Genomic DNA, 17,962 nt, shown 5'->3' with positions numbered 1-17,962 from the left:
TCTGGCCTGCAAAAAATAGCAATACCGTAATCAGGCATAATCTGCAGATACAAAAAACCCCGCCGGAGCGGGGTTTTTTACAACTTATTCAGCAATTAAGCGCGAACGAAGTCGATGTGCTGCAGCTTCGGTTTGTACGGGTGACGCTGTACGTCCTGAGCTTTAACTTTGATTTCTTTACCGTCAACAACGATGGTTAGAACTTCGCTGTAGAATTCAGCTTTAGCTTGCATGTTCATGACTTTGTCGTGATCCAGCTCGATAGCCAGCGGTGCTTCTTTGCCACCGTAGATGATTGCCGGGAACTTGTTAGCGGCACGCAGGCGGCGGCTCGCACCCTTACCCTGCTCTTTACGTACTTCTGCGTTGATAGTAAACATTTCTTTCTCTCTTAAATTAATCCTGCTACAGGCGACCCAGCAACAGGTAAGTGATCTGCTTTGCGTATGCAAAAGCGGGCGAGATTCTATACTCAATCGCCTTATACATCAATCAAAACTACCATTAACCGCGTAATTCGTGCGCCCGACGAAAACGACCTTCGTAATCGAACACTTTTTCACGCACTTGCCAGTACTGACCTTTCATGCGGGCGACGACAAAATCCGGATGTCGCAGTAAGGCTTGCTGGGCGAGGATATCGGCGGCGGTGATCCAGCGCAGAGGGATGCCCGGTGTGCGCGTATGCGGGCGGATAAAAAGCTGCTCGAAGGCGGTACGCTGGGCGGGCGTTTGCAGACGGAAACGCTCACTCACATCCGCGCCGTCTTCATCGTAATAGGTGATTTTCAACCATTCGCCTTTCTCGTCGTGCCCATGCTGCAAAGACATGCCGCTACAGCGTAATACCAGCGCATCTTTCAGTCGTAGCGCCGCTTTTAACATATCATCCGGATCAACCAGTACCGTGTCACATTCGCGGCAGCGGCGAGCGGCAATATCATTTTCTGCGTTACATTGCGGGCAATTTTTAAAACGGAAACGGAAGTCACACTGTTCGCGATGACCGTCGTCATCTTCAAACCATCCCTGACAGCGGCGACCAAAGTGTTCAATCAATGTCCCGTCGGCGGTCGTTTTCCCCCAAAAGGTGTTGGCAAAACCGCAGGCAGGGCAGAAAACCTGTACCGGAACGTTGTCACTTTTGCCTTTCGGTGTACCAACTTCCGGCGCGTAGAGATCGTGAGGATTACCCGCATAATCAAGAATTAAACAATCAGTCTTGCCCGGAGCGAGACGCAGACCGCGCCCGACAATTTGTTGGTAAAGACTCACTGATTCGGTAGGGCGCAGAATGGCGATAAGATCGACGTGCGGGGCGTCAAATCCGGTGGTCAGTACTGCGACGTTGACCAGATAGCGAAAACGCTGGGCTTTAAAATCTTCAATTAACACATCGCGCTCAGCGCCGGGGTTGTCGCCAGTAATCAGTGCAGCATCTTCGGCAGGCAGTAATCCCACAATCTCTTTTGCGTGTTCAACGGTGGCGGCGAAAATCATTACCCCTTTGCGCTTTTCGGCGAACTCCATGATCTGGCTGATGATATGTGGCGTAATGCGTTGCTGTTTTTTCAGCTCACGGTTGAGATCAGCTTCGCTGAACAGCCCGTTACTCTGTGCCTGCAAGCGGCTGAAATCGTATTGCACTACTGGCATATCCAGTCGTTCTGGCGGCGTCAGATAGCCGTGTTTAATCATATAACGCAGCGGCAGCTCATAAATGCAGTCACGGAAAAGGGCTTTCTCATCGCCGCGTACCATGCCGTGATAATGGAACTGGTAGATCCAGCCTTTGCCCAATCGAAAAGGCGTGGCAGTCAGCCCCAGCAGGCGTAAGTGGGGATTCACTTTAGTCAGGTGAGTGAGGATTTGCTGATACTGGCTCTCTTCATCGTCACCAATACGGTGGCATTCATCGACAATCAACAGCGAAAATTCACCCTGAAAGGCATCAAGATTACGGGCGACCGACTGAACGCTGCCAAATACCACTTTACCGTGGCTCTCTTTGCGCTTTAGCCCGGCGGCAAAAATATCGGCTTCCAGCCCCAGCGCCTGATACTTTGCATGGTTTTGCGCCACCAGTTCTTTAACGTGTGCCAGCACCAGTACGCGACCACGCGCCAGCCGTGCCAGTTCCGCTATCACCAGGCTTTTACCTGCGCCGGTGGGCAGCACGATAACGGCAGGGGTTTTATGACGACGAAAATGGTTGAGCGTGGCATCCACGGCTTCTTGCTGATATGGGCGGAGTGTAAAAATCATGGTTTCGCGTAGGTAGATTATTCTGCTAATAGTATGCCACGGTTCTTTTTCCCTTGAGGGAAGTTATTAGACCGCTATACTGGGCAGACAACAGTTCAGATTTTCGGGTCATTACCCGACCTCCGTTTTTTACAGGCAAAATCACACACATGCGACTTGATAAATTTATCGCACAGCAACTCGGCGTTAGCCGTGCTATTGCCGGGCGTGAAATCCGCGGCAATCGTGTCACCGTCGATGGCGAAATCGTTCGTAATGCAGCGTTCAAACTGCTCCCTGAACATGATGTCGCTTACGATGGCAACCCGCTGGCGCAGCAACACGGTCCACGTTACTTCATGCTCAATAAGCCTCAGGGCTATGTTTGCTCCACGGACGACCCGGATCACCCGACGGTGCTCTATTTTCTGGATGAACCGGTAGCGTGGAAACTGCACGCCGCAGGACGTCTGGATATCGATACCACCGGTCTGGTGCTGATGACTGATGATGGTCAGTGGTCGCACCGCATTACTTCTCCGCGCCATCATTGCGAGAAGACCTATCTGGTGACACTGGAATCACCTGTAGCTGACGATACGGCAGAGCAATTTGCTAAAGGCGTGCAGCTGCATAACGAAAAAGATCTCACTAAGCCGGCGGTGCTTGAAGTGATTACCCCAACGCAGGTTCGTCTGACCATCAGCGAAGGGCGTTATCATCAGGTGAAACGCATGTTCGCCGCCGTGGGTAACCACGTGGTTGAGCTGCATCGTGAACGTATTGGCGGTATTACGCTGGATGCTGATTTAGCCCCCGGTGAATATCGTCCGTTAACTGAAGAAGAAATTGCCAGCGTCGTCTAACTTTTCAATGACTTTCAGGAGCCCGTTGTGACCACCCGACAGCATTCGTCGTTTGCTATTGTTTTTATCCTTGGCCTGCTGGCCATGTTGATGCCGCTGTCGATTGATATGTATCTGCCCGCGCTACCGGTAATTTCAGCGCAGTTTGGCGTATCGGCGGGCAGTACGCAGATGACCCTCAGTACTTATATTCTGGGCTTTGCGTTGGGGCAGTTAATCTACGGGCCGATGGCAGACAGCTTCGGGCGTAAGCCGGTGGTTCTTGGCGGGACGCTGGTGTTTGCCGCCGCCGCGGTGGCGTGTGCGTTGGCACAAACCATCGATCAGCTGATTGTGATGCGTTTCTTCCACGGGCTGGCTGCGGCTGCGGCCAGCGTGGTTATCAACGCTTTGATGCGTGATATTTACCCGAAAGAAGAGTTCTCGCGGATGATGTCGTTTGTCATGCTGGTGACGACCATTGCACTGCTGATGGCACCGATAGTTGGCGGCTGGGTGCTGGTGTGGCTGAGCTGGCATTACATCTTCTGGATCCTGGCATTAGCGGCGATTCTGGCTTCGGCAATGATTTTCTTCCTGATTAAAGAAACCTTACCACCGGAGCGTCGTCAGCCATTTCACATTCGTACCACTATTGGTAACTTTGCGGCGCTGTTCCGCCATAAACGTGTCCTGAGCTACATGCTTGCCAGTGGTTTCAGCTTTGCCGGGATGTTCTCATTCTTAAGCGCCGGACCGTTTGTTTATATTGAAATTAACCACGTCGCGCCGGAAAACTTTGGTTATTACTTTGCGCTAAACATTGTTTTTCTGTTCGTGATGACCATCTTTAACAGCCGCTTCGTCCGCCGCATTGGCGCGTTAAATATGTTCCGCTCGGGGTTGTGGATACAATTTATTATGGCTGCGTGGATGGTCATCAGTGCGCCGCTGGGGCTGGGATTCTGGTCGCTGGTGGTTGGCGTTGCGGCGTTTGTGGGCTGCGTGTCGATGGTGTCATCCAATGCGATGGCGGTCATTCTTGATGAGTTTCCCCATATGGCGGGAACGGCATCTTCGCTGGCAGGAACCTTCCGTTTTGGCATAGGGGCAATTGTTGGCGCATTGCTTTCTCTTGCGACCTTTAACTCTGCATGGCCGATGATTTGGTCAATTGCATTCTGCGCAACCAGCTCCATTCTCTTCTGTCTGTACGCCAGTCGGCCGAAAAAACGGTGATCTATTGCACAACGAGGAAGGTAAAAGGCTTCCTTTGTTGATGCATGTCAACCACAAATCTATCATTTCCCCGATATATGTTTATTTTATGTAAAATCAATTTATGTAAAAAGTCACATCATTGTAGTTAAAAAGGTTGAGTTAGATCGCAGAAACGGGTACATATAGCCCCGCAAACGTGACCACGCCCGCAGATATTACTTAAATCAGAGCCATAGAGGCCACGCAGGCGAGGCATCAATCTTTACGATCTGTATAAAGACGGATTGTTGATGATGTGTTAAAATTGATGTAAACAAATTGTGAAGTGAATGTACTTCCGGGGAAAATAAGTGACTTCATTACAACTCTCAATCGTCCATCGACTGCCGCAGAACTATCGCTGGTCTGCTGGTTTCGCAGGTTCGAAGGTTGAACCGATTCCTCAAAATGGACCGTGCGGTGACAACAGCCTGGTGGCGCTTAAATTGCTTAGCCCGGATGGTGATAATGCATGGTCGGTGATGTATAAACTAAGCCAGGCGTTAAGCGACATCGAAGTTCCATGTTCGGTGTTGGAGTGTGAAGGTGAGCCGTGCCTGTTTGTAAATCGCCAGGACGAGTTTGCTGCAACATGCCGATTGAAAAATTTTGGTGTGGCAATTGCCGAACCCTTTTCAAACTACAATCCTTTTTAAGCGTCAGCTCAACGCCAGTAACTGACGCGTATACTCCTGCTGCGGTGTGGCAAACACGCGCGCGCACGGTCCTTGTTCCACTACTTCCCCTTGTCGCAGTACGATAACCTGATGACATAACGCGCGGACAACGTGCAAATCGTGGCTGATAAACAAATAGGCCAGTTGATGCTTTTGTTGCAATGATTTCAAAAGCGTCAATATTTGCGCCTGTACCGTTTTGTCGAGTGATGATGTCGGTTCATCAAGTATGATCAGCGAGGGCTTAAGAATTAATGCCCTGGCAATCGCAATACGTTGTCGCTGACCACCAGAGAACTCCGCCGGATAACGGTGGCGTGTTTCAGGATCTAATCCCACTTCATGCATCACGGCTATCACTTGTTGTTCGCGTTGTGCGGCAGAAAGCGTCGGCTGGTGAACCCGTAAGCCTTCCTCAATAATCTGCAAAACGTTGAGTCGTGGGTTGAGCGAGGAGTTTGGATCCTGAAATACCACCTGAATACGATGACGAGTAGGTAACAGCTGGCGGCGATTTAAATCTTGCAGTGGCTGACCGTCAAAGACGATGCTGCCCTGAGAGGTAATCAGTCGCAGCAGCGCCAGTCCCGTCGTGCTTTTCCCGGAACCAGACTCGCCCACTAAACCCAGTGTTTCACCCGCCCGTAGCGTAAAACTGATGTTTTTCACCACCACATTATGATCCACAATGCGCTTCAAAATCCCTTTGCGAATGGGGAAGGCAACCTGAAGCTGTTCAACATCCAGCAACGTTGAGGCAGGTTCTGGCAACGGTACCGGATCGCCTGACGGTTCACTGTTGAGTAGCTTTTGTGTGTAAGGATGAGTGGGTGAGGCAAATAGCGTAGCGGCGTTATTTTGCTCGACACAGCGACCGTTTTGCATTACCGCCACGCGGTGGGCCAGTTTTCTGACAATGCTGAGGTTATGAGTAATAAACAGCATGCCCATATTCAGCTCGCCTTGCAGTTCGCGCAACAGCTGTAAAATCTGCGCCTGGACAGAGACGTCCAGTGCGGTGGTCGGTTCATCGGCAATTAATAATTCCGGTCGCGTTAACAGCGCCATCGCAATCATCACCCGCTGGCGTTCGCCGCCGGAGAGCTGATGCGGATAATCTGTCAGCCGTTTTGCCGCCTGGCGGATACCGACGCGATCAAGGCAGTTAAGAATTTCGCCACGAGCCGCTTCCCGACGCATCCCGCGGTGGAGTGAAAGCACTTCATAAAGCTGTTTTTCCAGGGTATGCAATGGATTTAACGACACCATCGGTTCCTGAAAAATCATGGCGATCTTATTACCGCGTACACCGCGCAACGTTTGATCGCTGGCATGAAGCAGCGATTCGCCATGAAAACGAATATCGCCGGAGAGATATTCAACCGGCGGGGAAGGGAGCAGGCGTAAAATTGACAGCGCGGTAACGCTTTTGCCTGAACCTGACTCACCCACCAGCGCCAGCGTTTCGCCAGCCTCAATCTGTAGTGAAACATCATTGACTACTGTACGTACGGTTTGCTGATGGCGAAAACCCACCGACAAATTTTCAATCGCTAACAGAGTTTGCGTCATGCTACACCGCCTTATTAGGATCAAATGCGTCGCGGACGGCTTCACCAATAAAGATCAGCAAAGACAATAATATCGCCACCGACAAGAAGGCGGTGATCCCAAGCCACGGGGCCTGAAGGTTATTTTTCCCTTGTAACAGCAGTTCACCGAGTGACGGTGAACCGAGCGGTAGACCGAAGCCGAGGAAATCGAGCGAGGTCAGGGTGGTTATCGAACTACATAAAATAAACGGTAAAAAGGTGAGGGTCGCGACCATGGCATTAGGCAACATATGACGCAGGATGATACTGCGATCGCTGACGCCAAGCGCCTGTGCCGCACGAATGTAGTCGAAATTACGAGTACGTAAAAACTCCGCCCGCACCACGCCGACCAGACTCATCCAGCCAAACAAGACAGTAATTGCCAGCAGCCACCAGAAGTTAGGCTGTACGACGCTGGAAAGTAAAATAATCAAAAACAGCGTCGGCATCCCCGACCATACTTCAATAAAGCGTTGCCCCCAGAGATCGACTTTACCGCCGTAATAGCCTTGTAGCGCCCCCGCCAGCACGCCCATCACGCTGGAACAGAGAGTCAGCATCAGGCCAAACAGAACCGAGATCCGCGTGCCATAGAGAATGCGTGCCAGCACATCGCCGCCGTTTGCATCCGTTCCCAGCCAGTTTTGCCGGGAGGGTGGAGAAGGGAAGGGCTTATCGGTAGCAAAGTTGATACTGGTAGCACCAAAGCGAATCGGTGCCCACAGTACCCAGCCGTTATTTTCCAGCCGTTGTTTCAGCCACGGGTCCTGATAATCAGCCTGACTTGCCAGCGGGCCGCCAAAATCGCTTTCGCTGTAGTTTTTCAACAACGGGAAATACCAACTGCCGTCATAACGCACCAGCAACGGTTTATCGTTAGCGATAAGTTCAGAACACAAACTCAAACCAAACAAAACGAGGAAAATCCATAACGACCAGTAGCCGCGACGGTTATGACGAAAACGCGCCCAACGGGCCTGATTGACGGGGCTGAGTCGCGACATTAACGTCCCTCAAAATCTATACGCGGATCAACCAGCGTATAGCTGATATCACTGACAATATTCAGCAGCAGGCCAATCAGGGTGAAAATATACAAGGTACCAAACATTACAGGATAATCGCGCGAGACGGTCGCTTCGTAGCCCAGTAAGCCAAGACCATTGAGTGAAAACATCACCTCAATCAGCAGCGAGCCGGTAAAAAACATGCTGATAAACGTCGCCGGAAAACCGGCAATCACCAGCAGCATGGCGTTGCGGAACATATGTTTCCAGAGAATGTTTTTCTCACTTACCCCTTTCGCACGCGCGGTCACCACGTATTGCTTGCGCACTTCATCAAGGAATGAGTTTTTGGTCAGCATGGTCAGCGCCGCAAAGCCACCAATCACTGTCGCCAGCACCGGTAGCGTGATATGCCACAGATAATCGGTGATTTTCTGATACCACGGCAGCGAATCAAAGTTAGCGGAAACCAGGCCGCGTAGAGGGAACAGGTCGAAATAGCTGCCGCCCGCGAAGAAGACAATCAGCAGGATGGCAAACAAAAAGGCCGGAATGGCGTAGCCGATGATGATAAATGCGCTACTCCAGACGTCAAAGCGACTCCCATTATAAACAGCTTTGCGAATGCCTAACGGAATCGACACCAGATAGATAATCAGCGTGCTCCACAATCCGAGGGTGATGGAAACCGGCAGACTGTCTTTAATCAGCGTCAGCACCGAGGCGCTGCGAAACAGGCTATCACCAAAATCAAAGCGGATGTAGTCCCAGAGCATTTTGAAGTAACGTTCGTGGATCGGCTTATCGAAACCGTAGCGATGAGTGATCTCAGCGATCACTTCTGGATCTAATCCGCGTCCGCCACGGTAATTACTGTCGCTGATATTGCCGACACCCGTTTGCGCATGGCTGGCACGAACACCTTCACCGCCTGCGCCGGGTAATACTCCGGCATTACCAAACTCAATGGCGGCGATGGCCTGATCGACCGGACCGCCAGGCGCAATTTGCACGATGAAAAAGTTGATAGTGATAATAGCCCATAACGTTGGGATCACCAGCAACAGACGGCGAATCAGGTAAGCGCCCATCTACTCTCCCTGTTGTCTGGCTGACGGCAGTTTGGCCGCTTTATTAACGTCATACCACCAGGTATCGATACCCAGGCTGTAAACAGGGCGTACAGCGGGTTGGGAGAATTTATCCCACCAGGCGAGACGGTCTTCCGCCATGTACCACATTGGCAGCATGTAATAATTCCACGTTAATACGCGATCCAGTGCTCGCCCCAACGGCAGTAATTTTTCTTTATTTCCCTGCGCGGCAATAATTTGGTTGATCAGTGAGTCGATAACCGGGCTTTGCACGCCGGGGGCATTATAAGTGGAATTGATATATTCCGATGACCAGGAAATCTGTAAATCGGAACTGGGCCACGGCATCGCCCGCCATAGTCGCGGCATCATGTCATAGTCGCGATTGCGCATGCGGTTAGTGATTTGCGAGTTATCCACCTTGCGAATGTCCATATTGATACCCAGCCGTTGCAGGCTGTGCTGGAACGGCAATACCCACTGACTATTGCTGCTTGCGGGAAGCAATAATTCAAAGCTGAGCGGCTGACCCGTTGTGGCATTAACGCGTTGCTGACCCTTCAGCACCCAGCCCGCTTCGTTGAGAAGTTTGTCGGCTTTTAACAGGTTGTCACGATCGTAGCCATCGCCTTTAGATACCGGCGGCTGGTAGATTTGTGTGAAGACTTCTGGCGGTAGATCTTTTTTCATTGGTGCCAGAAGCACCAGCTCCGCGGCGTCGGGGTAATTTCTGGCCGCGTATTCGGTATTTTGAAAATAACTGTTCGTGCGACTCCAGGCGTTGTAAAACAACGCCTTGTTCATCCATTCAAAGTCAAAGGCGAGAGTGATTGCTTCCCGCACCCGGCGATCGCTGAATACCGCACGTTGGATATTAAACGCCAGCCAGCGCGTATCCTGGGCTGATTCGTTCTTTTGCTCATCTTTGATGATGTATTTTTTATCGAAATTTTTACCGGTATAACGCGTGGCCCAGTTTTTAGCGTCGTTTTCCATACGCAAATCAAAGGCACCTGCTTTAAACGCTTCAAAGGCGACATTATCATCGAGGTAATAATCGTAGCGAATGGTGTCGAAATTCCAGCGTCCACGGTTTACCGGTAAGTTTGCTGCCCAGTAATCTTTCACGCGGGAATAGACAATATTTTGCCCCATTTTCCAGGACGTAACGTGGTACGGACCACTGGCAAGCGGAGGCGTGGCGAGCGGGTCGCTAAGTTTGTGATCCTTCCAGTACTTTTCTGGAAATACCGGCAGCGAAAACAGACTCAACATATCTTCTTTGCCGGGTTTAGCTAACTCAATGCGCACGGTTAACGGCGCAATGGCTTTGACGGTGGTGCCTTTGTAGACCAGACGAAATTGCGGCACGCCTTCGGTCAGAAATTTTTGAAAAGTAAACTCTACATCGCGGGCAGTAATGGGAGAACCATCATGAAAACGGGCGCGCGGATTAATAGCGACCTCCACCCAGGAATAATCGTCAGCATAGCGTGCACTTTCAGCAATCAGCGGGTAATAACTGCCTGGTTCGTCATCGGAAGTCGTAAATAACGTGTCGTACAGCTGCTCGGTGCGTGCGCCCGGGTTGCCGCGCAGTGCATAGCGGTTGAAATTATCGAAGGTACCGAGGGCTGACAACGTTATCTGCCCACCTTTTGGCGCGGCGGGGTTCACATAATCAAAATGGTTGAAATTAAACGCGTACCGGGGTTCGCCCAGCACGGCAAAGGTATAGCTTTCCTTGATAGCCTGCGCCTGCGCACCGAAGGTGAACAGAGCGATAAACAGCAGCAGTATGCGCACAATCATCTGCAACGGATTTCCTTTTACTCATCATTAGCCGCAATCCGGCATGCTTTCACTATGAATAATAAGGGACGTAAGCACACCTTACCACTGCGGCGTATACGGTTTCTTCAGCCAGCGAACAAAATCGTCCAGCGGTAACGGGTGACTAATCCAGTAGCCTTGCATGAAATTAACGCCGCGTTCGCTTAGCCATCGCGCTTGTTCCGGCGTTTCGACCCCTTCAGTAACTGTCAGCATATTGAGACGTTTCGCCAGCGTCAGCACCGCGTCAAGTACGGGTGAAGTGATCGTTTCCGTACCGATGGCGTTGATAAATCCACGGTCAATTTTCAGATAATCGAGCGTAAAACGCTCAAGATAGATAAGCGCGCTGTGCCCGGTGCCGAAGTCATCAATAGCAATTTCTACGCCGACCGAGTGCAGCCAGGCGAAGAGTTGTGTGGCTTCTTGCTCTTTCAGCATATCGCGCTCGGTAATTTCCAGCACAATCTGGAAATGGTGTGCGGGCAGGGAAGTGAGCAGTTTCTGGATATCTGCTTTAAAGCTTTCGCTGTGCAGATGGTCCGGCGCAATGTTAATGCCAAATTTGACGCCTACCGGCAGTACTTTTTCTAATTCTGCGGCATCGCGGGCAATTAACTCAAACAGGTGCTGAGTCAGCGGCACAATCATCTTTTGCGATTCGGCAAAGTTAATGAAGGCATCCGGGGGAATTTCTCCCGCTACAGGATGCCGCCAGCGTAGCAGTACTTCCAGGCCCGTTACCCGCAAAGCTTGTGTATCCACCACCGGTTGATACGCCACGTAAAATTGTTCGCGCTTGATGGCGGTCATGATTTCTCTGTCGGGGCGCATACGTACGCTCATCAGGTAATAGCAAAGCAGGCCAACGACAGTTCCACTCATGCCGCCCAGTAAAAATGCGTACCACACATCGTTCCATGTCCAGTCATCCGCATAAAGCCGAACGGTCAGAGGAATGCCCGCAATTTTAGTTTCATGGACCGGCATGTCGGTTAATTCATTAACGTTCATCAAACGTGAAGAAAAGGTAGATAGCGCAGTATTGCCAATAATGAGGGCGACGCCATCGTAATCTTCCTGCCGTGAACTATAAAAGAGAGAAGGCGTCAGGTTGAGATTCAGAGCGGCAAACACACCGCTATTTTTCAGCAAAGGGTTGCGATACCAGATGACGATTGCGGGTTTGTTCGGCACCATCGGCGTGCCGGGTAAGATCGCCATATCGACGTTTTTATTAATGTCGAGCGCCGGAATCAATTCATTGAGTGGAATGTCCATCTCACCAGTCGCAGATGAACAGAATGTTTTTTTATCTTTCACCAGCACAAACGTACGGACATTCATGCTAAACGCCGCGCGAGCGGTCAGTTCGGGGTTAGCCTGCTGGCAGGTATCTAAGGTCAGCGGCTGAAGCCGGTCAGTAGTGGATTTCAGGTCGGCAAAATAGGTATCGAGATACTTTTGTACGTCGATAATCAGTGTGTCGTATTTGACTTCGTGCTTATGCCAGGCCACTAAAAACTGAAGGCAGCTAACCAGTATCGCAATCATCACGCCTGCTACAATGCAGGTAAGCAGGAGCTTACGTCCAGAATTGGGAGCGCGTATGAACATGATTCCGTTAATTTCCTGAAATTACGACAACATTTAAAAGATAACAATGACCGGACTATAGCCTGGATCAAGACGCGGAAACATCATTTTCTCTGATGAATGAAAACAAAAAAGCACTGCCTAAGCAGTGCTTTCAGTTAACTCGTCAGGATAGCCAAGGGATTGCATCCAAACGGTTTATTAGCTGCGGCTGAGAACCCGGCGTGCTTCGTTGTAACGCTTCTTCCAGTACGGTTCATTCATGCTGGAAATAATAACACCACTGCTGGTGGAAGCATGGACAAACTGATTGTTGCCGATATAAATACCGACATGGCGTCCCGTTGAACCGGCACGGAACAGAACTAAATCACCCGTACGCAAATTACTGCGGGAAACAGATTTACCCATTTCCTGCTGTTCGTAAGTCGAACGCGGAAGTTCTAAGCCAAATTGCTCACGGAATGTACGCTGTACGAAACCAGAACAATCGATACCTTTTTTAGTGCTGCCGCCCAGACGATAACGTACGCCTTTCCAGTCAGCATACTGATCCATAATTCGCGATTTTACGTCGACATTACGAACCAGGTTTTCAAATTCATCCTGAGAAGCTTGCAGTGATGATGTTTCACTACCCACTGCACGTGTCTCAGGATGCATATTCTTTGCGGTGTTATTTGCACTACATGCAGAAAGCAGAACCGCTACTGCAATCGCGGGAATCCCGCGCAAGATATATCTCAAAATCGGTTGAGATTTGACCATGTTGTTTGTTTTCCCTTGAAGTCCTTAACGACAAATATCGTTATAAAAAAATGCCAAGCGACACGAGACTAATTACCTGGGCATGTTGAAACAATTCCTTAAGGCCAAATCTGTGGACTAACGCACAAAATTATATGCTGTGAGGATAATCTACCGCCGAGGCAAAACGAGTTCGAGATTACCCGATTGGTGCGGTCTTGGCGAGCGGTTTTACATGATTTTTTATAAGAAAAAGTGATACAGAAAGTTAATAAGCGGGGTTGGTCAATTAAAGTACAATTGAGTGAAACGCATGCAATCCATTCATTTACTTAGAGAATGATTTTTGCGTTCGATAGATGAAAGCACGGTGCGCATCATCAGGATTATCCTCACTATAAAAATAACCCTGATGATGTTAATTACTGTGAGTTATTTGTTTTGGAAATGTTTGTTTTTTCCTGGTAGTGATTTGTCAAAAAAGGTGATTAATCGATCACTTAATGGCGTCAGCAACACCCAGGGCAAACCGATCAATATCACGGTCATCGAACCGACAATGATGTCAGTAAACCAGTGTGCGCCAATCATTACTCTGGGAAATGCAAAAACCATAAAAATAATAAGGGCGATAAGGCCTGCAACTTTGCCGAAATAACGCCACATGAATGCCGAAAAAATAAGCAGCATCATGCCGTGATCGCCGGGAAAGCTATCTCGTGAGGCATCTTTCGTGGGAACAGAGAGCAGTTCGCTGACGCGGTTAATATCGGTAAAAGTCAATGTTGGGCTGGCCCGTTTTACAGGAATTAATGCCTGACCCAGCTGGTTTAATACCACTGCAGTTAATAGCATGACCAGACCCATAATCACGATACGTCGTCTGCCAGGGGCGTTTTCTTTCAGCCAGAAACTCAGCATCAACATACCCATCGCCAGCAGTGAACAACCGTCGAAGGCGCGATTGTTAGTCAATGCAACCAGCCATAAAAAGGCCTTACTTTCGACCAGTTTCTGATTAAAGAAATAAAAAATATCCGCATCAATCGGCAACCAGAATCCATGATTAACGGGAATATACCAGGAAAGAAACAGCGCGGGGCCGACAATATTCAACAACACTATTTGCGGCAAATTTTTAATCATATTTTCTCTAATTATCTTACTGAAAAACGCAGGCAACCTTACGCGGTAGTCGCTAAACGAAGCTTCAACAGCGCGCTCTGCAAGGCATTCCAGTCAGCTTCGCTGCTGGAAATCAGCTCAATACGGCTGTCCGGTGGCGCAACGTTTTGCGTTTCAATGTGCAGGTCATCGCCCTGACGGTTGATTCGTACCAGCCCTTCGGGAATACGCAGCACGCCTTTGACGCGTTCCACCGGTGCAAGTCGCGCCCATTCCAGAATGCCAATGGTGTCGAATACCGTATCAGCGTCGAATATCCAGCCGCAGGCCTGATATCCTTGCCCGCTGTTCAGACTGCGACGCCAGCGTTGATGCTCTGGCAGGCTTAACGCTGCTAACCCTTTTTTCACGACATGCTGATGAGAATGCGCGGCGCTGGCGGGCAACTCGGCTAAATTGCGACGCGGCAAATCCAGAAGATGACCGTCAACTTTCCCATGCTCACTGTGAATTAATTGTCGATCGCCACCATTTTGCTGCCACCAACGCTGTAGCGCTTGCTCACTTTCGGGCGTCGCACGGTCGGATTTATTGGCGACAATGATGTCTGCGGCAGCCAGCTGGTCACGGAAGTTTTCATTGCTGGCGCTTTTTTCGTCCAGCAGCAGGCGTGGATCGAGAATGCACAAGGTGGCGCGCAGATCTATCCACGGTTCATAGACTGGTGCGGTTAACAGATCGAGGATCTGTTTCGGATGGCCCAGCCCGGTCGGCTCTATCAACAAGCGGTCTGGTTTTCCCTGACGCAGTAAGGTATTCAACCCTACCTGCATGGGTAAACCATTAACGCAGCACATGCAGCCGCCGGGGATCTCTTTCAGCAATGCGCCGCTATCGGCGAGCAAAGCACCATCAATTCCGACTTCCCCAAATTCATTAACCAGTACCGCCCATTTTTCGTTGGGATCTTTATGGGCTAACAGATGAAGAATCGACGTGGTTTTCCCGCTGCCGAGAAAACCGGTGATGAGGTTGGTCCTGGTCACAACGGCTCCGCAATACTCTGGTAAGTTAACTGAGCGTTAATCCTGGCTAAAAAAGGCAGAAAAGAGAAGGGGAGAGCGGACGAAGGTGAGCTTCATCCGCTTTAACCGCAGAAATCGTTAAATTTTGAGGGTGTTTAATAGCGCCTGATGTGCGCCGAATTGTACGATTTGTTGCCAGGCTTGTTCGATGGCCTGCACAAAATGCGGGTTATCTGGCAGATCATCACCGAAAACTTCACGCAGGGAAAGCAGGGCGGTTACGCGTTGTTCACTGCTGCTGCCCGCAACAAGTTCGCGAATTTTATCGCTAAGCGGATCGCGAACATCAATGGCATTTCCGGCATCATCAACGCCGCTGACGTAACGCATCCAGCCAGCAACGCCTAATGCCAGCAACGACCAGTCCGTTTCACGCCCCAGATGTATGCGAATACCTGCCAGCATACGTTGCGGTAATTTCTGGCTGCCATCCATCGCGATTTGCCAGGTCTTATGTTTCAGCGACGGATTAGCAAAACGTGCAATTAACTTATCCGCATATTGTGTTAAATCGACATCTTTAATTTGCAGTGTCGGCGCTTGCTCATCCAGCATTAATGTTCTGGCAGCATAGCGAAATACGCGATCCTGCATGCAATCACTGATATAGGCGAATCCTGAGAGGTAACCCAGATAAGCGAGAAAAGAGTGGCTGCCATTAAGCATACGCAGTTTCATCTCTTCCCATGGCAGGACATCATTCACCATTTGTACACCTGCGACTTCCCAGGCAGGACGCCCAGCGATGAAGTTATCTTCAACCACCCACTGGATAAACGGTTCGCAGCTAATCGCGCAGGGATCATTTACCCCCAGATGCTGGCTGATTTCTGCCAGTGATTCGTCGGTTGCAGCCGGAACAATGCGGTCGACCATGGTTCCCGGAAAACTGACGTGTTCTTTTATCCACCCGGCGAGTTCTGGCGAACGTTTTTCTGCCATTCTCAGCACCGCGTTTTTCACCACATGGCCATTGTCGGGAATATTGTCGCAGGAGAGCACGGTAAACGGTGTAAGGCTGCGCTCACGGCGGCGTTTCAGTGCTTCGACGAGAATACCCGGTGCGGAGTGAGGTTCTTCAGGGGTTTGTAGATCGTGAATAATCCGCGGATTACTGGTGTCGAGTGCACCGGTGGCCGGGTCAATACAATAGCCTTTTTCGGTAATCGTCAGGGAAACAATTGCCACCTGTGGCTCGCAAAATTTCTCAATAATTGCCGCTAAGGAATCCAGTTTTGCATTAAGGCATTCGTGAACGGCACCGACAATTATCACCTGATTGCCGTCCGCACCTTTCTCCAGCACGGTATATAAATGGTTCTGTGCGCGGAGCTGGCTCATCAGTTGATCACCGCTGAACAAGCTGATTTCACAGATCCCCCAGTCGCCGCCCTGGGCATTCAGCACACGATCGGTCAGTAACGCCTGATGAGCGCGGTGAAAGGCGCCAAAGCCAAAATGAACGATACGTGATTGCAACTGCTGGCGATCGTAGCGTGGAGCGTGTACATGATGCGGGAGCGTAACGGAGGCAATTGTCTTCATAGGAGTCACGTCTTAGTAACGATAAATTAACAATGACAGTGTAAAGTTATATGACAGCAATTGAAATTGGTCTGGATTGTTAATGCGATGAAGTGTGAGGGCGATCAATCAACGAGTGAAAATTGAGGGCGTAAGGTGTTCAGGAAGCGCAAAATAGAAGATTGGTATAATAAATTAAAAAAGGGACAGCCTGAGCTATCCCTTTTCTGCATGCGGCTGAAGTTAGTCAGCACGCCCCATATAACGGCGTTCTTCGATATGGATACGAATTTTTTCGCCCGGGCTTAAGTATTCTGGTACCTGAATCACCAGACCAGTGCTCAATGTCGCCGGTTTGTTACGGGCGCTGGCAGATGCCCCTTTGATGCCTGGTGCGGTTTCAACGATTTCCAGATCAACGGTCTGCGGCAGCTCAAGCGCCAGCAGTTGACCGTCCCAGGTCAGCACCTGCATGTCCGGCATGCCGCCCTCTGGCATAAACAGCAACTCTTCTTCAATCTGATCTTTGGTGAAGGTATACGGGGTATAGTCTTCTTTATCCATAAAGACATATTCGTTGCCATCGACATAGGAGAAGTCAACGTAACGGCGGGTCAGCGTCACGGTGTCAACGATATCATCACCTTTGAAACGCTCTTCTACTTTCAGCCCGGTACGGACATCAGAAAAACGCATTTTGTACAGCGTAGCGGCACCGCGGGCAGTGGGCGACTGAATATCAATATCCTTAGCCAGCAGCAGTTTGCCGTTGTAATTCAGTACCATACCTTTTTTAATTTCGTTCGCTCTTGGCATCGAAAAATTCCTGTAGTCGAAAATGTCAAAAATATCGCGACAAAGTACTCGCGACGGGCCTTTCGGGCAAGTGGTATTCGCACTTTTGCTGGTGCAAAAAAGGTGGTACTGTGCGCGCTCATCAATCCGGTGGTTAACCTTAAGAGAACAACGTATGGAATGCCGTCCGGGTTGCGGGGCGTGTTGCACTGCCCCTTCAATTTCCAGCCCTATTCCCGGTATGCCAGATGGCAAGCCCGCCAATACGCCCTGCATTCAGCTTGATGAACAGCAACGCTGTAAAATTTTCACCTCGCCACTGCGACCGAAAGTCTGTGCAGGCTTACAAGCCAGCGCTGAAATGTGCGGTAACTCGCGTCAGCAGGCCATGACCTGGCTTATCGATCTGGAAATGCTGACCGCGCCTTAAACATCTTTAATCCGCAGTAAGCAAAACAGGGTAATGCTGCCAACTTACTGATTTAGTGTATGATGGTGATTTTAAGGTGCTTGCGTGGCTTCCATTTCCATCAGA

16 protein-coding genes are annotated in these 17,962 nt (G+C 50.1%); 4 read left to right on the top strand and 12 right to left on the bottom strand.

Annotation, left to right across the window (positions count from 1 at the left end; genetic code table 11):
* Positions 1 to 95: 95 nt before the first annotated feature.
* Both rplY and ABZJ92_RS04740 read right to left on the bottom strand, forming a co-directional pair.
* Positions 96 to 380 carry a 50S ribosomal protein L25 gene (gene rplY / locus ABZJ92_RS04745; protein WP_000494183.1) on the bottom strand — a complete coding sequence of 95 codons (285 nt, stop codon included), beginning with the start codon at positions 378 to 380 and terminating at the stop codon, positions 96 to 98.
* 124 nt (positions 381 to 504) lie between these two features.
* Positions 505 to 2,265 carry a DEAD/DEAH box helicase gene (locus tag ABZJ92_RS04740; protein WP_000578069.1) on the bottom strand — a complete coding sequence of 587 codons (1,761 nt, stop codon included), beginning with the start codon at positions 2,263 to 2,265 and terminating at the stop codon, positions 505 to 507.
* A 149-nt stretch (positions 2,266 to 2,414) separates the two neighbouring features.
* Here ABZJ92_RS04740 and rsuA point away from each other — a divergent pair, with 149 nt between their 5' ends.
* The 3 genes from rsuA to ABZJ92_RS04725 all read left to right on the top strand — a co-directional run bounded on the left by rsuA (position 2,415) and on the right by ABZJ92_RS04725 (position 5,005).
* Positions 2,415 to 3,110 (top strand): 16S rRNA pseudouridine(516) synthase RsuA, encoded by a 696-nt coding sequence (gene rsuA, locus ABZJ92_RS04735; protein ID WP_001234850.1) that lies wholly within the window; start codon positions 2,415 to 2,417, stop codon positions 3,108 to 3,110.
* A gap of 27 nt (positions 3,111 to 3,137) precedes the next feature.
* Entirely contained in the window at positions 3,138 to 4,328 is a 1,191-nt protein-coding gene (gene bcr, locus ABZJ92_RS04730; protein WP_000213401.1) for a multidrug efflux MFS transporter Bcr, read from the top strand.
* Between the two features lie 332 nt (positions 4,329 to 4,660).
* A complete protein-coding gene (locus tag ABZJ92_RS04725; protein WP_000202798.1) occupies positions 4,661 to 5,005 on the top strand; it encodes a YejG family protein in 345 nt (114 codons plus the stop codon).
* A 3-nt stretch (positions 5,006 to 5,008) separates the two neighbouring features.
* On the opposite strand, the gene yejF is transcribed toward ABZJ92_RS04725, so the two are convergent.
* From yejF to yeiP, 10 genes are all read right to left on the bottom strand, one after another.
* The gene (gene yejF / locus ABZJ92_RS04720) at positions 5,009 to 6,598 is read right to left on the bottom strand and encodes a microcin C ABC transporter ATP-binding protein YejF (protein WP_000194922.1); all 1,590 of its coding nucleotides are present in this window, start codon (positions 6,596 to 6,598) and stop codon (positions 5,009 to 5,011) included.
* Between the two features lies 1 nt (position 6,599).
* Positions 6,600 to 7,625 carry an ABC transporter permease gene (locus tag ABZJ92_RS04715; protein WP_000088916.1) on the bottom strand — a complete coding sequence of 342 codons (1,026 nt, stop codon included), beginning with the start codon at positions 7,623 to 7,625 and terminating at the stop codon, positions 6,600 to 6,602.
* Positions 7,625 to 8,719, bottom strand: a complete 1,095-nt coding sequence (locus tag ABZJ92_RS04710) for a microcin C ABC transporter permease YejB (protein ID WP_000501600.1) — start codon at positions 8,717 to 8,719, stop codon at positions 7,625 to 7,627. The genes ABZJ92_RS04715 and ABZJ92_RS04710 overlap by 1 nt, the downstream gene beginning before the upstream one ends.
* Complete coding sequence (locus tag ABZJ92_RS04705) at positions 8,720 to 10,534, bottom strand: extracellular solute-binding protein (protein ID WP_005046789.1); 1,815 nt, start codon at positions 10,532 to 10,534, stop codon at positions 8,720 to 8,722.
* 81 nt (positions 10,535 to 10,615) lie between these two features.
* On the bottom strand, positions 10,616 to 12,172 hold the full coding sequence (locus ABZJ92_RS04700; protein ID WP_000470567.1) for a cyclic di-GMP phosphodiesterase: 1,557 nt from the start codon (positions 12,170 to 12,172) through the stop codon (positions 10,616 to 10,618).
* Positions 12,173 to 12,352: 180 nt separating this feature from the next.
* Complete coding sequence (gene mepS / locus ABZJ92_RS04695) at positions 12,353 to 12,919, bottom strand: bifunctional murein DD-endopeptidase/murein LD-carboxypeptidase (protein ID WP_000241011.1); 567 nt, start codon at positions 12,917 to 12,919, stop codon at positions 12,353 to 12,355.
* 411 nt (positions 12,920 to 13,330) lie between these two features.
* Complete coding sequence (gene lpxT / locus ABZJ92_RS04690; RefSeq protein WP_005046782.1) at positions 13,331 to 14,044, bottom strand: Kdo(2)-lipid A phosphotransferase; 714 nt, start codon at positions 14,042 to 14,044, stop codon at positions 13,331 to 13,333.
* A 38-nt stretch (positions 14,045 to 14,082) separates the two neighbouring features.
* Entirely contained in the window at positions 14,083 to 15,069 is a 987-nt protein-coding gene (gene yeiR / locus ABZJ92_RS04685; RefSeq protein WP_000198822.1) for a zinc-binding GTPase YeiR, read from the bottom strand.
* A gap of 117 nt (positions 15,070 to 15,186) precedes the next feature.
* Positions 15,187 to 16,653 (bottom strand): mannitol dehydrogenase family protein, encoded by a 1,467-nt coding sequence (locus tag ABZJ92_RS04680; protein WP_000848228.1) that lies wholly within the window; start codon positions 16,651 to 16,653, stop codon positions 15,187 to 15,189.
* 222 nt (positions 16,654 to 16,875) lie between these two features.
* Positions 16,876 to 17,448 carry an elongation factor P-like protein YeiP gene (gene yeiP, locus ABZJ92_RS04675; protein ID WP_001136824.1) on the bottom strand — a complete coding sequence of 191 codons (573 nt, stop codon included), beginning with the start codon at positions 17,446 to 17,448 and terminating at the stop codon, positions 16,876 to 16,878.
* Positions 17,449 to 17,602: 154 nt separating this feature from the next.
* Between yeiP and ABZJ92_RS04670 the strand changes: the two genes are divergently transcribed.
* A complete protein-coding gene (locus ABZJ92_RS04670; RefSeq protein WP_000389030.1) occupies positions 17,603 to 17,857 on the top strand; it encodes a YkgJ family cysteine cluster protein in 255 nt (84 codons plus the stop codon).
* Positions 17,858 to 17,962 lie beyond the last annotated feature (105 nt).

The organism is Shigella sp. FJ200513, from assembly GCF_040495915.1.
Taxonomy (GTDB): domain Bacteria; phylum Pseudomonadota; class Gammaproteobacteria; order Enterobacterales; family Enterobacteriaceae; genus ECMA0423.
This window is presented reverse-complemented; position numbering and strand designations above follow the sequence as displayed.